Raw genomic sequence first — 13,191 nt, forward strand, 5'->3', positions numbered from 1 at the left:
GATCTCCAGTTTAGTCCTTGAATGATCTAATCGCGGAAGACGCGAAGACGTGCGGGCGAGTGGTCCTCTGCCAAGTCATGTCCGCACTGGGTGCAGTAGACGTCAGTGATCTGCACGCCACGAAAGCACTGGCCGCACACGGGAGCCATCTGGAATTGGCACTGCGGGCAGAAGTGGAAGGTGGAGGCAATCTCGGTCGAGCAGTGTGGGCAGCGCGTCAACATGGGTTGGCGCAGCAGGAAGTAGACAACGGCTCCAACGCCGCCGGGCATGATGATGACGATCAGCATCCAGAGCGGGGCCGACATGCCGCGGCGGCGAACGTCGCGGCTGACATAGCCGATCATCAGGACGTAGCTGGCAAGCAGGGTTCCGCAGGAGTAGCTCATCATCAGCCGCATCGGAAGCATGTCCGGCTTGTGATGAGGCAAAACAAAGTGGAAGAGATACTGAGCTGCCAGAAAGGCGATGGCGGCGAGCGCGATCGACCAGCCGGGAATCAGGCTGAGTTCGCTGGTCGAGGGCTCCTGACGATCGTTCTCTTTGTTTTCGTGATGCCAGAATGCTCTCATCAAAATTCCCTTGGGTACTTCTTGGATGTTTCCTGGGGGATGCCTCGTGCCGGGCTGAACTAACGAGTTGTGTCGGGTCGCGATTGACGGAACCATACCACGGCCAGCACCGCGGCTGAAACAGGAATCGACCAGAGAAGAGGTACTACAACCTGGTAGCCAGAAACCTGCGAGCCGGATGCATAAAGCTCGTACTCTTCAAGGACGGTCCAGACTGCGAAACAGACTCCAATAAGCAGCGACGAAAAGATGATGAAGGGAATCCAGAGGCTGCGAATCTTCGAGCGGCGTTCCTTGACGGTGCGGGCGCGTTCCCGGATGACGCGGTGGGTCCGGTTGACCATGGCGGAGCTGGCACTCGTATTCATCTCGCGAAGCACCGTTCGCGCAGCCGGAGCCTGAGAGATCGCGTCTTCCAGCCTGCTCGGTGTGGTCTCGCGTCCAGCTCCATCCTGCATCAGCGGGTTACCCCCGTTGCCGGCGGAGTCCGGCGGATCCGTTCCATCTCCGGTTTCAAAGCGGCGAGACCGCGGTAGAGCCGTGACTTCACGGTCGAGAGCGGCGCGGAGGTCATCTTGGCGATCTCGTCGAGCGACATCTCCTCGTGAAAGCGAAGGACGAGGACCTCACGGTAGTTCGGTTCGAGCTTGAGCAGTACCTCGGCGACTTCGGCGCAGTCCTCGCGGGAGCGGAATTGGTCAAGCGGCGAAGGGCCTTCGATGGCGATCTCGAAGGGGCGTTCGTCCTCGCCGCCCTCGCTCATCTCGTCCAGGCTGGCCATGGTGCGCTTGCGGGAGAGATCGATGACTAGATTGCGGGCGATGGTGAAGAGCCAGGTGTCGAAGCGGGCCTTGCCGTTGTACTGTGCGCCGCGGAGCAGGACGCGCATCCAGGTCTCCTGGAAGAGGTCCTCGGCGACTTCGCGCTTGCCGGTCAGGAACAGCAAATAGCGCAGCAGGCGGTGCTGGTAGAGCTCGATCAACTTGTCCAAAAGCTCAGGGTCCTGCCGCTTCAATCCGTGTGCAATGGCGAGGTTCTCGCGCTCGTTCTGCTCGACCATCGCGGCGGATAGGGGTAGGGCCATGGCTTTCATATAAGGATCAGACGGCGGTTTCAGAACAAAAGTCGCGGTTTCTCTTAATTTTAGGGGATTTCCGTGGAGTTTAAGGAACGATCTGGGCGGTATTCAGTGTGAGTGGAGCATCCAGCTTCATTTGGAACTGCCATCCGGCGTCGTGGACGATGAAGTCGGAGGTGCCGGATCGATGGTGGAACAGGATCGCCGCGAGGATGGTTGCGACGGCGATTCCGGCGGTGATGCCGATGAAGATGCCGGGTGATGGGCCAGTCTTGGGCAGGGTGGGAGTCATAGGCGGAGTGGCCTGGGGCGACATGAGCCAGCTTCGCCAGCCGTTTGGAAGCGTGGGCGTACTGAAGCCGATCGAGCGGAAGATGCAGATAGGGTCGAAGTTGGCGAAGAGCGCCATGGTTCCATGTTGAGGTGATGGAGCGGATGACGGGATTTCCAGCGCGGCAGTCTGGGTCGCATCGAGCGAAGCGCTGTATCCATTGGCGAAGACGAGCCGGGTGAAGTGGATTCTTACGCCGGGGTCGGGCTGGTGCTTCACCGTCGGCGCTGGCGTGAGCAGGGTGCCTTCGACGTAGGTTCCGGCAGGAATGGCAATTTGTGTACCGACCGTGACCGGAAAGGCTACGACGGCGCGAATGGAGTCGCCGGGCTTGGAGGACTTGTTCTTGATCTGGCTGACAAGGGTGAGCGGGATGACGGTTCCTGCAGAGATGGTGACAGTCGCGGGTTGGGCTGCCTGGCCCGACGCGGAGGCTGGTAGCTGAGAGAACACGAGGCAGACGATCAGGAGTGTGGCAGTGACACTGGAGCGCATGACGGTTCGCTTTCTAGTCGTGCTTGGCTGTGGTTGGGGAGGCTGCGCTGCTCGAGAGGACGAGAGGCGGAGAGGGGCAGAATGTTCCCGGAGTATCCGGCGTTCCCGGTGAACCGGGGATGACGGTTGCAGGAGTCGCTGGAGTTCCGGGAATAGTGATGTCCGGAGAGCCATTTGCCCCGGGGATCGTGGTGGATGGCGTTCCTGGGCTGCCGGGGATGACGGTGTCTGGGCTTCCCGGAGAGCCGGGATATCCGGGCGTCGGACGGCAGAGTGTGGCGGACTTGAAGCTTCCGGGTTGGAGGGGCTTAGAGGCCGGGATTGCTGCGGCGACCTGTGCGGAGTCGAGAGTGAGAGCCGATCCAAGCGTCATCTCGATCTGCGCGCCGTTGTCGAGCAGGAGATCGTTGGCCGGGCTGGCCTGGATGTCCAGCGTTGCTCGGGCTGCGGAATCTGATAGGAGGGCGGTGTAGCCGTTGGCGAAGATGATCTTGGTGAAGTGGATCGCAAACGTGGCGTGGTTCTGCTTGCGGGTGGGCTTGGTGAGCGAATCGATCTGGCCTTCGACGTAGGTGCCGGAAGGGATGGCGACGTGGTCATCGACGGTGGCGGGGAAGGTGGTCTGGGTGTAGATGGGGTCGCCGGGCTTGACGCTCTTCGACCAGACGGGGCGGATAACGGCGAGAGGGATTCGGGTTCCGGTGGGGAGTTGCGTGGTCGGTGCACCGGATTGGGCGATGGCCGGACGCGTGGCAACGACGGACAGCGCGAGAAGGAGTGCGGGGAGGCTCTGCATGGGTGCAACCCTCAGCGACTTCAACAACTTGTTCCGTAGCAGAAGACGCGGCAGTCGTTCGCAATGTTTCAAAGGGGAAACGGAGAGCTCCTCAGTTCGGATTAGAGAACAAGTTTCGTCGTTTTGACCGAACGTAGAAGGAAACGCCAGCAACAACTGCCGCTAATATGCCCGTCGGTAGGCCGAGAAAAGATCCACCCATGCCACCTTGGCCATCGTGTGGGGCGTAGTGCATGTCACTTATTAGCATGGGTACGAAGACCGCCAGGAACGCAATGACAAAGGCTGCAAACGCCACCACTAGTGCAAGAAAAGCCCCTATCAGGTTGGTCATGCCAGCCATGCTATCGCACTATCAGTCGGGGTTTATAGCGACTGTGACTCCACGGATGGGCATGGGGTTGGAGTCGAGAGCGGTAGACTTGAGGGATGGAAGTTTTGTACGGTCTTCATCCGGTGGAAGAGGCGCTGAAGTCTGGGCAGCGCGGGCTGGACCACGTGATTGTCGCGCGGGAGCGCAAGGACGAGAAGCTGGAACGGATCATCGCGCTGGCCCGCATCGCAGGCGTGCGGGTAGCTTCGCAGTCGCGCGACGAGATGACGCGGCTGGCGAAGACGGACCAGCACCAGGGAGTTCTGGCGATGGTGCGGGAGCGGCAGTATCTTGCCATCGAGGACCTGATTCCTTCGGGCAAGAAGGGCAGCAAGGCAAAGGTCGCTCCGGCTGCAGAGGAAGGACGGCACAAGTTCTTCCTGGCTCTGGACGGAGTAGAAGACCCGCATAATCTCGGCGCTCTGCTGCGGACAGCGGATGCCGTGGGCGTGGATGGCGTGTTGATCCCGGAGCGAAGGTCCGCACCGATCAATGCGACGGTGGCGAAGACTTCGGCGGGCGCTTCCGAGCACGTGAAGATCGCCAAGGTGACGAACCTGGTGCGGTCGCTCGAGCAGCTGAAGAAGGAGAACGTTTGGGTGCTGGGGCTCGATGAACGCGGGTCGCCGGATTACATGGACTTCGACTTTCGCACGGACTGCGTGCTGGTGCTGGGACGCGAGGGCGCGGGGCTGCATGACCTGGTGAAGAAGACCTGCGACCACTTGCTGCGGATTCCGATGGCGGGGGCGGTGTCTTCGCTGAATGTCTCGGTGGCCGGGGCTATCGTGATGTACGAGGCCATGCGGCAGCGACGGACGCCTCCGGAGGTTGTGGCTGCGCCGAAGAAGGTGAAGGTTCAGAAGGGGTTGGGGTCGTGAAGGCTTTTGTAGCGGCAGTATTGCTGGGCGTGGCGGGAAATGGGTTTGGACAACAGACGGTTCCGTACACGCCGCCGGAGAAGGCTCCAACTCAGACCGAAGCTGCCCCGCCGGCGCAGAGCCAGCAGGCACCCGTTGTTCCGGATACTGCTACAGCCCCTGTGACAAGCGATCCCGCGCCCCCCAAGGGCAAGGTGATCTTCGAACGGCAGGAGACGCCGCCGGTGGAGGGTGATCCTGCGGCGGCGGCCGAGCCAGCTACAGCCGAAGCGGCAGGTGAGTCTTCGAGTCAGCCGATGCCGGACGGAAAGACCGGGCCCCCGGATGCCGTTGTCAACGTGTCCGATGAGGAGCGCGAGTCGGTCATGTTTACTGCTTACGATCTTGATCTGCACTTGGTTACGGCAAAGTCTGCGGTTGAAGCACATGCTAATTTCACGGTGCGGAACGATGGCAAGGTGGCGCTGAAGCAGATTCCGCTGCAGGTGTCGTCGTCGCTGGAATGGGAGACCTTGCGGGTGCGTTCGGGCGCTGTAGGGGGTTTCGTTCAGCATCGAATCAATACGGATGCCGATCACACCGGTGTGTCGCGCGAGGCGGTGTTGACGCTTGCTGAGCCGCTTGCACCGGGAGCTTCTATCGATCTGACCGCGATCTACTCAGGTAGTATCCCGCAGTCGGGGGAACGGCTGGAGCGGATCGGCGCGCCCACTGACGAGGCTGCAAAGGCCGACTGGGACCAGGTCTCTGCTGGTGGGACGGCATTGCGCGGGTATGGGAACGTGATGTGGTATCCGGTGGCGGGTGCGCCGGTGTTTTTGGGCGACGGCGCGAAGCTGTTCGACTCGGTAGGCCGGGCGAAGCTGCGGCAGCAGGGCGCCACCGTTAAGCTTAGGCTGACGGTCGAGTATACGGGCGACGCTCCCGACGCGGCGTATTTCAATGGGCGGCGAGAGCCGTTTGCGGCAGTCAGTGACAACGACGACATGCCCGTAGCGCAGGGGAAAGGCATCGCGACGGCGGAGTTCTCGGCAACGCCGATGGGCTTTCGCGGCTTGAGTCTCTTTCTCACGGAGAAGGCTGCGACGACCACCGATGGAGCGCTGATCCGGGCAGTGACGGACCAGGACGGAGTGCTGCAGCGGTATGCGGAGGCGGCGGCCAAGGTGCAACCGCTGCTGATGGACTGGCTAGGGACAAGTCCGCTGCAGCCGCTCGATGTGCTGGACCACGAGGGGCAACCGTTCGAAGATGATGCTCTTCTGGTGACGCCGCTACGTGGCGCGGAACCTGCGGAACTGACGCCGGTGATGGTGCATACGCTGTCTCATGCGTGGTTTGGGTCAAGCCATGCTTGGCTGGATGAGGGCGTGGCGCAGTTGATGTCGCTGCTTTGGGTAGAGACGAACGACGGGCGACAGGCAGGACTCGACCGGCTGCATCAGACGACCTCGGCGCTGGCGTTGGCGGAGCCGGATTTCTCGCAGGGAGACAAAGCCGGAGTGGGGCAGAGCCTGGTGGGGGCCAGTAACGAGATCTACTACCGGACGAAGGCGGCTGCGGTGCTGTGGATGTTGCGTTCGATCACGAGCGACGATGCGTTGAAGCAGGCGCTGCAGGTCTACCGAAAGGACAAGGCTGCGGACGCTTCGGATGAGGGTTTCGAGCAGGTTCTGGAGAAGACGTCAAAGGAAGACCTGCGTTGGTTCTTCGACGACTGGGTCTATCACGACAAGGGGCTGCCGGAGCTAAGCATCGCGAACGTCGCTCCGCGTCCGGCATCAGCTGCGTCGGGTAAGACCGACGGCTGGCTGGTGGCGGTGAGTGTGCGCAACGATGGTGCGGCGGCGGCGGAGGTTCCGGTCACGGTAAAGTCCGCCAAGCTCACGGCGACGGAACGGCTGCGGGTTCCAGGCCGCTCCAACGCGGCGATCCGGATCGTCTTTCAGGACACCCCTGAGGAGGTCGTGGTGGGCGACGGGACGGTGCCGGAGCTGCGCGAGAACATCCACACGCGGAAGATCATCCCGGAGTAATTTGGGTGAGTTAAGCTCGGCTTGGGAGAGGGACGGCAAGTTCAGAGAGGCGTTTAGCGTCGGTGGGTTTTGGCGTGGGTTGGCTTGGTTGGGGTGGTGCGGGACCAGGATTGACCACCGTTCCAGGTGCGAACCGAGGTCAGATCGACGTGGATGGGGAGTTCCTTCGATGGAGGCGGCTGAGGCGCGGATGGTGGGAGGAAGAGGGCCGGTAGGCCATCGCCGAACTGGGGAACGGCTGCGGCAAGGGCCAGGAGACGCGTAGGCAGGAGGTTGCCGGTGAGGTGGAGTGAGTACCCTACGTAGTCGAAGCTGCCTTCCAGGGTGGCGGGCTCTTTGCCGCCGAGGGCGAGGGAGGTTGGCGCCAGGTTGAAGCTATCGGCACGACTTCCGGAGGAGATGGTGGCGCCGCCGAGAGCGATGGGTGTCTTCCCAAGTGGGCCGCCGGTGAGGATGACAGGGGTTAGTGTGAGTTGGCCGGAGGATGTTACTGATCGCCTGGCCGCTGTTGTACGGGAGAGACTGCCGGTGAGTGTTCCGGTGGCGGTAATGTCGGGCGAGACGCGCGGGCTGGCAACGCGCAGCCACTGCAGGAGGGTGGCCGCAGGCAGACCCGGAGTGCCGAGCTGGAAGCTGGCGGAGGCTGGGTCGCGGAGGCTGGGAAGGTCGCCGGTGAGGGCGAGGAGCGTGGGATCGCCGGGTGGCGGCCAGCTGCAACGAATCTCGTGGAGGGCATGGAGGGTCTCGCCGGTGGTGGCCTGGCAATCAGCGCGCAGGTTGATGGGGCGGTCGGGGACGAAGTCGGCGCGGCGCAGGCCGCGGAGATCGACGGAGGTCTTGAGGATGCTGGTGCCGAGGGTGCCGCGTAGCGCGGCGCTGAGGCGTAGTTCTCCGCGCACGCCGGCGTCGTTGCCGGTGAGCAGGCGGCTGGCCTCGCCGAGGGGGGCACTCTTCCACTCTGCCGAGAGGTCGATGGGGATGAGGTCGAAGCGTTCGGCGCGGCCTAGTGTGCCTTCGAGGGAGACGACGCCGGTGTCGGAGGCGCTGGTGTCGGTGCGGGTGGGTTTGCCAGAGACGCGGACGCGCCACTGACTGGGTTGAGGGAGCCAGAGGGCGAAGTCGGCTTCGGTGAGCGAGAAGGGCAGCTTTTCCAGGCCGGACTTGATGTTGACGCGGGCTTCGGTGGCTTCTATGTAGGGGAAGCGCGGGTCGGGGCCCGCCTTGGCCTGGGCGGTGGGAGCGGCGGAGATCTGGGCGGCCTTGAGGAGGATGCTTTCAACGTTCCACTGGCCATTGGCCGCGTGGACGAGGTTGATGCTGGGCTCCTTGAGGCTGATGCGTGAGAACTCGACCTTTTTGCTGTAGAGGGAGGGGATGCGGAGGGTCGCCTGGACCTCGTTGGCGCGGATGACAGGCTCGGAGCCAAAGGCGGGGTCTTCGGCGACGACGAAGTTTTCGAGCTTGAAGCCGGGGAAGGGAAGAATCACGAGGGTGACGCTATCAAGATGGACGGGGCGGCCGAGGCTTGTGCTAATGCTGGTGACGATGCGGCGCTTGAAGCGATTGACGTTCAGCAGCGGGGGGAGGACTGCGAGGGCGATGATGCAGGCGATGAAGAGGTAAAGGAGGGCGAAGCCGAAGGAGAAGAAGTTGCGGCGGGGTCTTGCTGGCGCTTCGGCGGGGGTGGAGGTCTCGGGCATGAAGGTACTCAAGAGGCAATTCTATTCTTTGGGGAGGTGGTGTGGGATGGGAGAACGAGCAACAGCAGACCCTCCGCGTAGCGGAAACACGGTGAGGCTGTGCTTCCACGACGCGAAGCAGGACAAGGGGAAGTGTGTATTGAGCTTTGTGAAGCAGAAGCGGTTCGTGTTTCGCACGAATCTCCCACCCATCGCGAACGACAGAGACGCGATGGATGAAGCACTCGGATCTGTGGTTGGCTAGCGGATGACGTGGAAGGTGCGACTCCAGCGGGTCCCGGGGAAGATGTGGGTGATGATGTGGACGATAAAGCCGAGGCGGTCGCCCACGCTGGTCTTTTCGATCTGGTCGGCTGGAGTGTTGAAGGACCAGTAGACGAACATGGGGCGACCGACGATGTTCTCTTGCGGCACGAAGCCCCAGTAGCGACTGTCGAGGCTCTCGGTGCGGTTGTCACCCATGGCGAAGACCTTGCCGGGTGGGACGACGAGGTCGCCATTCTCAACGTTCGTAGGCATCTCCAGCGACCAGCTTGCGGTCGCGCCTTGATCGACCGAAGCCATGAGGCTGGGGAAGTCATCACGGTATGCGTTGTAAGCATCCTGGTAGCTGCCGTTGTTGTTGGGCTTGGCTGCCTGGGGCTCGTCCTGAGCCACACCGTTGAGATACAAAATGCCGTTGCGGAGGTGGATGTGGTCGCCGGGGAGACCGATGGCGCGCTTGACCAGGAAGAGATCGGGGGTCTCGGGGTTGGGCTTGAGGAAGACGATGACATCGCCGCGATGTACGGGGCGGTAGTCGAGGAAGGGTGCCCAGGTGGTGCGCGGGGCGAGGGTGACGCGGTCGACGACGACGTGGTCGCCGATGAGGAGCGTCTTCTCCATGGAGCCCGAGGGGATCTCGAAGTTCTGGAAGATGAACGTCATGACGAAGAGACCAATGGCGAGGACGGTGCAGATGGAGGCGAGAGACTCGAGGGGAGTCTCGGTGTCTGCCTGCTCTTCCTGCGCGGGTTCCGATTCGGCTGGCAGGATGGCGTCCTTGATGGGTTGGTCGGCGGTCTTCGTCACGGTGGATCTCCGATGGTGCTTAGGTAGTGTATCGCCGATGCAGGACGCTGGTCAGCGAAAGACAGCTGGTCAGCAAGTTAGCGGTAGGGTTACCGGACTACTCGCAGGACGCGGTTCCAGCGGGCGAAGTTGGCGATCTCGCCGAGGGTGGAGGTCTTTGCGGCCTTGACGATGGGCTGAGCGGAGACGCGGGGTGTGGGATCGGGGTCACGCGTGTCTGGCGTAGCGTCATCATCTTCGTCGGGGCGGCTGGCGGAGTTGACGGAGAAGTAGATCAGCAACGGCTTGCCGACGATTGCCGAGGCAGGGACGAATCCCCAGTAGCGGCTGTCCTCGCTGTTGTTGCGGTTGTCGCCGAGGACGAAGTAGCTATGTGGGGGGACGGTGAGTTCGCCGTGGTTGACGAGAGAGCGCATCTGGATCCACCAGGCGGAGGCGACGTCCGGGTCGGGGTTGGAGAGCCGGGGAAAGTTGTCGCGGAAGGGGTCGGCGGGGCCGGAACGGTAGACAGCATAGGGCTCAGGGAGCGGCTGGCCGTCGATGTAGACGCGATTTCCGTGGAGGTGGAGGTGGTCTCCGGGGAGGCCGATGACGCGTTTGACGAGGTGGATGGAGGGGTCGACGGGGAAGTGGAAGACGATCACGTCGCCGCGGCGGATGGGTGTGGAGGGCAGCGGGATCGAGCCGGAGGTCGTGGGGAAGTTCTGCTTGGCTACCAGGAGGAAGTCGCCGACGAGGAGGGTCGGATCCATCGACTCCGAAGGAATGCGGAAGGGCTGGACGGTGAAGGTGATGATGAAGATGGCGATGATGATGATGTACAGCAGGGACTGGACGGCGTGGATCATGCCGTGGGACTCAGGCGAGCGGGGATTTGGCGCGGCGGACGGAACGGAGGCGGCGCTGGGTTCGGTCGAGGCGATGGAGCCGCCTGCGGGGGCTAGGACTTCAGTCGCAACGGCTGCGGACGGATTGTGAAGAACATCGCTCATGCACTGGCCACAAGCTTTTCGGATGCCGTTGCGGGGGGATTGTCTGCCAGAATGCGCAGGAAGGCGAGCCGAGCGGCCTCCTGCTGGGCGGCCTTTTTGGTCGGGCCATCGGCCTCGGCGAGGGTGGTTGCATTGCCGGCGGAGTCCTGGACGACGACCTGAATATGGAAGCGCTTTTGATGATCGGGACCGGATTCGGAGAGTAAGACGTACTCGGGCTTGCCGAGGCCGGAGGCCTGGAGGTGCTCCTGTAGGGCGGATTTGTGATCGCCGACGGCTCCGGAAAAGGTGGATGAACCGACGCCGTTGGGGGTTGCAAGGGCGAGAGTGATCTCGGGCAACGCCGGTTCAAGGATGTTCTTTTCGATGAAGGCAGCGGTGGGTTTCAAGCCCCCATCGAGATAGATCGCGGCGATGACGGCTTCGAGGGCGTTCGAGAGGATCGCGGACTTTCCGCGACCGCCGCTGCGCTCCTCGCCCCTGCCGAGGCGGAGGTGCGCGCCAAGATCGATGCGGGCAGCCATCTGGCCAAGATGCTTACGGCTGACAATGGAGGCGCGGAGCCGGGTAAGTTCGCCCTCTCGCGACTGAGGAAAGCGGCGGTAGAGGGCTTCGGCGACGATGAGGCCGAGGATGGCGTCGCCGAGGAACTCAAGCTGCTCGTTATCAGCCTGGGTGTCGGTAAGGCTTTCGGGGTTAGTTTCGTAGGAGAGAGAGCGGTGGGTGAGGGCGCGCTCGAGGAGGGTGGGGTCGCGGAAGGTGTGCCCGAAAGGGGAGCGCGTGGATTTTCTTGGTGGCATCGTAGCGGCTCTCCCCTTTGGTTAACTTTAGACCGAAAAGCGGGGTGTAGGGGGTAGCGAATAGGGTGTAGGCGAAGACAAGTGAAATGCCAATGCGGGGTCTCTCCACTGCGCCGAGCGATGATGCAACTCGGCTACGGTCGAGATCAAGCTTCTTTTGTGGGGCAAGAAGCAAAAGCAACGGCAGCAGCAGATCCTCCGACTCCATCGAAAGACGAGGAGGGAGAACCTAGCGGCTTATTGCGGCGGGGGCGGTTTGTAGGCGTCCTTTTCAGCCTTGCCGGTGGGATCGACGGGGGTGTTGTCGTCGGTATCAGGCATGGCTTCGCGTTTCGGTGGGGCGAAGGGAGCGCGGATGCCGGCTTCAGCGGCGGCCTTGGTGTCGGGGCGGTCGTCGCGGAGATTGAGGGCGAGGTGGTACTCGGCTACGGCCTTCTTGCGGTCGGGAGTCTGTTGCATGTCGTAGAGACGTCCGAGATAGATGTGGCACCAGGCGAGGGTGCGAGGGTCGCGGGAGGTCTCTAGCGCGGCGTGGAAGTGGGTTACGGCGTCGTCAGGTTCCTGGTCGAGAAGGTTGATGCGGGCGATGAGGTAATTGGCGCGGGCGTGGTCGCCAGTTGGACTGGCGAGAACCTTTTCGGCGATCTCACTGGCACCGTCTTTATCGCCCTTGAAGAGCTTCATCTCGGCAAGATCGAGACCGATGGGCTGGCGCGGGGCGCGGCGGACTACGTCGTGCGTGGTCTCGGGAAGGAAGGTGATCTGCTGGTCGTGGTGAGCTTCGCGGCCAATGTCCATGCCGTAGACCATCTGGCCGATGGCGTCCTTAAGGCTGGAGCCATCGCGCTGCATCTGGTTCAGAGCATCGTAAAAGTAGCCGGTGAGCACCCAGCCCTGGCGCATGGCGAGGTCGGAGGCGCTGCGGCGAGCCGCCTCGGTCTGGCGGTCGTAGACGGCGAGTTCGCCGGTGTAGCGCTCCTGGTCAACGCGTTCGTGGCTCTCTGGCCTGACGGGTTTGGGGAGGCCGACGTCCATGGTGTGAGCTTCGATCGCCTTGATCATGCACTCGGTGATGAGCGAGACGATGTCGGACTTGTAGTTGAAGTCGATGGGAGCGTCCTGCACTGTACGCAGCAGGGGTTGGAGGCGGTTCATCGCCGTGGCGCGGGAGTAGACGAGCGGCTCGACCTCATAGTGAAGGTAGGTGTGGCGAATCTGCTCCATTTTGACGGTGCCTGGCGGCGTCGCCAAGGGCGAAACGACGACGGTGTAGTCATTGCCGTAGATGCGGGCGTTGGTGGCGGCAGGGGCGAGCATGGGCTCGAGCAGGACGAGGAAACGACGGCCGTCGTAGCTGCTGGCGGGGAGCTTGAGATAGATGTTGGTGTTGAGGATGGTCCGGGTGAGGGGGTCGTGGACGAGGTCGATGAGGGCCTCGTACTCCGGGCGGTACTTGATCCAGATTGCGTGAAGGTGGACCTGCTCGGCGAAGGTGCGGAGCAGCGGAAGGATGTTGACGACCTGGGTGGAGTCGGGAGGCAGGTCGGTCTCGTCGGCTGCTGGCGCGAGTTCAGGCGGCGGGGTGACGTAGAGCGCGAGTGAGACGTACTGGGCGAGGTTGAGGCCGGCGTCGGTGAGCTGGTGGGTGTGGACGTATTCACACAGAGCGCGGCGGGAGTCGGCAGCCTCGGGCGTGGCGATAGCGGCGGATTCGATGTCGGCGCGGACCTTAGCGCGAACAGGATCAGACTGGTCGAGACCGTCGTCATACCCGCAGAGATTGAGTGCGGATGCGAGGTAGAAGAGAGGCTCGCTGGTCTCGAGGGTGACGGCGGAGCCGCCGGCTTCGACGCTGGGACGCTTCGGGGTAGAGCGGCTCTCCTCCTGCGGCGCGGTGCCGGACTGCGAGGAGGATGAAGATGATGATTGGGCCGGGAGCTGAGCGGCAAAGGTGAGCAGGAGAGCTGCGGAGGCGAGGAGCGGAAGATGGGGTTTTGCGGGCACGGTTATGGGTTCTCGACTACAGAGCTAGCTTATGCAACGGCAACAACAAGTGCAACGGCAGC

13 protein-coding genes are annotated in these 13,191 nt (G+C 62.7%); 3 read left to right on the top strand and 10 right to left on the bottom strand.

Features of this window, described 5'->3' with window-relative positions; all coding sequences use genetic code 11:
- Positions 1-26: 26 nt before the first annotated feature.
- From HDF16_RS16620 to HDF16_RS16640, 5 genes are all read right to left on the bottom strand, one after another.
- Complete coding sequence (locus tag HDF16_RS16620; RefSeq protein ID WP_184218783.1) at positions 27-572, bottom strand: zinc ribbon domain-containing protein; 546 nt, start codon at positions 570-572, stop codon at positions 27-29.
- Between the two features lie 59 nt (positions 573-631).
- Entirely contained in the window at positions 632-1,030 is a 399-nt protein-coding gene (locus tag HDF16_RS16625) for a hypothetical protein (protein ID WP_184218787.1), read from the bottom strand.
- Positions 1,030-1,656 carry an RNA polymerase sigma factor gene (locus tag HDF16_RS16630; RefSeq protein WP_184219263.1) on the bottom strand — a complete coding sequence of 209 codons (627 nt, stop codon included), beginning with the start codon at positions 1,654-1,656 and terminating at the stop codon, positions 1,030-1,032. The genes HDF16_RS16625 and HDF16_RS16630 overlap by 1 nt, the downstream gene beginning before the upstream one ends.
- A gap of 79 nt (positions 1,657-1,735) precedes the next feature.
- Entirely contained in the window at positions 1,736-2,476 is a 741-nt protein-coding gene (locus HDF16_RS16635) for a hypothetical protein (RefSeq protein WP_184218789.1), read from the bottom strand.
- Positions 2,477-2,489: 13 nt separating this feature from the next.
- On the bottom strand, positions 2,490-3,272 hold the full coding sequence (locus HDF16_RS16640) for a hypothetical protein (RefSeq protein ID WP_184218792.1): 783 nt from the start codon (positions 3,270-3,272) through the stop codon (positions 2,490-2,492).
- A gap of 429 nt (positions 3,273-3,701) precedes the next feature.
- Between HDF16_RS16640 and rlmB the strand changes: the two genes are divergently transcribed.
- Together rlmB and HDF16_RS31585 are read left to right on the top strand one after the other, a co-directional pair.
- Positions 3,702-4,526: a 23S rRNA (guanosine(2251)-2'-O)-methyltransferase RlmB gene (gene rlmB, locus HDF16_RS16650; RefSeq protein WP_184218797.1), complete on the top strand. Its 825-nt coding sequence runs from the start codon at positions 3,702-3,704 to the stop codon at positions 4,524-4,526.
- Complete coding sequence (locus tag HDF16_RS31585) at positions 4,523-6,562, top strand: M1 family aminopeptidase (protein ID WP_184218800.1); 2,040 nt, start codon at positions 4,523-4,525, stop codon at positions 6,560-6,562. The genes rlmB and HDF16_RS31585 overlap by 4 nt, the downstream gene beginning before the upstream one ends.
- A gap of 53 nt (positions 6,563-6,615) precedes the next feature.
- Here the strand turns inward: HDF16_RS31585 and HDF16_RS16660 are convergent, their stop codons facing one another.
- Positions 6,616-8,262, bottom strand: a complete 1,647-nt coding sequence (locus tag HDF16_RS16660; protein ID WP_221312810.1) for an AsmA family protein — start codon at positions 8,260-8,262, stop codon at positions 6,616-6,618.
- A 46-nt stretch (positions 8,263-8,308) separates the two neighbouring features.
- On the opposite strand from HDF16_RS16660, the gene HDF16_RS16665 reads away from it, so the two are divergent.
- A complete protein-coding gene (locus HDF16_RS16665) occupies positions 8,309-8,506 on the top strand; it encodes a hypothetical protein (protein ID WP_184218805.1) in 198 nt (65 codons plus the stop codon).
- Here the strand turns inward: HDF16_RS16665 and lepB (HDF16_RS16670) are convergent.
- The 4 genes from lepB (HDF16_RS16670) to HDF16_RS16685 all read right to left on the bottom strand — a co-directional run bounded on the left by lepB (HDF16_RS16670) (position 8,503) and on the right by HDF16_RS16685 (position 13,129).
- Positions 8,503-9,297: a signal peptidase I gene (gene lepB, locus HDF16_RS16670; protein ID WP_348641341.1), complete on the bottom strand. Its 795-nt coding sequence runs from the start codon at positions 9,295-9,297 to the stop codon at positions 8,503-8,505. The two genes, HDF16_RS16665 and lepB (HDF16_RS16670), sit on opposite strands and share 4 nt — an antisense overlap.
- A 125-nt stretch (positions 9,298-9,422) precedes the next feature.
- On the bottom strand, positions 9,423-10,325 hold the full coding sequence (gene lepB, locus HDF16_RS16675; RefSeq protein ID WP_184218811.1) for a signal peptidase I: 903 nt from the start codon (positions 10,323-10,325) through the stop codon (positions 9,423-9,425).
- A complete protein-coding gene (gene rnc, locus HDF16_RS16680) occupies positions 10,322-11,125 on the bottom strand; it encodes a ribonuclease III (protein WP_184218814.1) in 804 nt (267 codons plus the stop codon). Before rnc ends, lepB (HDF16_RS16675) begins: the two co-directional genes overlap by 4 nt.
- A 237-nt stretch (positions 11,126-11,362) precedes the next feature.
- The gene (locus HDF16_RS16685) at positions 11,363-13,129 is read right to left on the bottom strand and encodes a hypothetical protein (RefSeq protein WP_184218817.1); all 1,767 of its coding nucleotides are present in this window, start codon (positions 13,127-13,129) and stop codon (positions 11,363-11,365) included.
- Positions 13,130-13,191 lie beyond the last annotated feature (62 nt).

The sequence above is a fragment of the Granulicella aggregans genome, assembly GCF_014203275.1.
Taxonomy (GTDB): domain Bacteria; phylum Acidobacteriota; class Terriglobia; order Terriglobales; family Acidobacteriaceae; genus Edaphobacter.

What these genes read in the sequence shown, in the direction of transcription:
- HDF16_RS16620 (WP_184218783.1), bottom strand. Translation starts at nt 572, where the DNA reads ATGAGAGCATTCTGGCATCACGAAAACAAAGAGAACGATCGTCAGGAG.
- HDF16_RS16625 (WP_184218787.1), bottom strand. Translation starts at nt 1,030, where the DNA reads ATGCAGGATGGAGCTGGACGCGAGACCACACCGAGCAGGCTGGAAGAC.
- HDF16_RS16630 (WP_184219263.1), bottom strand. Translation starts at nt 1,656, where the DNA reads ATGGCCCTACCCCTATCCGCCGCGATGGTCGAGCAGAACGAGCGCGAG.
- HDF16_RS16635 (WP_184218789.1), bottom strand. Translation starts at nt 2,476, where the DNA reads ATGCGCTCCAGTGTCACTGCCACACTCCTGATCGTCTGCCTCGTGTTC.
- HDF16_RS16640 (WP_184218792.1), bottom strand. Translation starts at nt 3,272, where the DNA reads ATGCAGAGCCTCCCCGCACTCCTTCTCGCGCTGTCCGTCGTTGCCACG.
- rlmB (WP_184218797.1), top strand. Translation starts at nt 3,702, where the DNA reads ATGGAAGTTTTGTACGGTCTTCATCCGGTGGAAGAGGCGCTGAAGTCT.
- HDF16_RS16660 (WP_221312810.1), bottom strand. Translation starts at nt 8,262, where the DNA reads ATGCCCGAGACCTCCACCCCCGCCGAAGCGCCAGCAAGACCCCGCCGC.
- HDF16_RS16665 (WP_184218805.1), top strand. Translation starts at nt 8,309, where the DNA reads ATGGGAGAACGAGCAACAGCAGACCCTCCGCGTAGCGGAAACACGGTG.
- lepB (WP_184218811.1), bottom strand. Translation starts at nt 10,325, where the DNA reads ATGAGCGATGTTCTTCACAATCCGTCCGCAGCCGTTGCGACTGAAGTC.
- rnc (WP_184218814.1), bottom strand. Translation starts at nt 11,125, where the DNA reads ATGCCACCAAGAAAATCCACGCGCTCCCCTTTCGGGCACACCTTCCGC.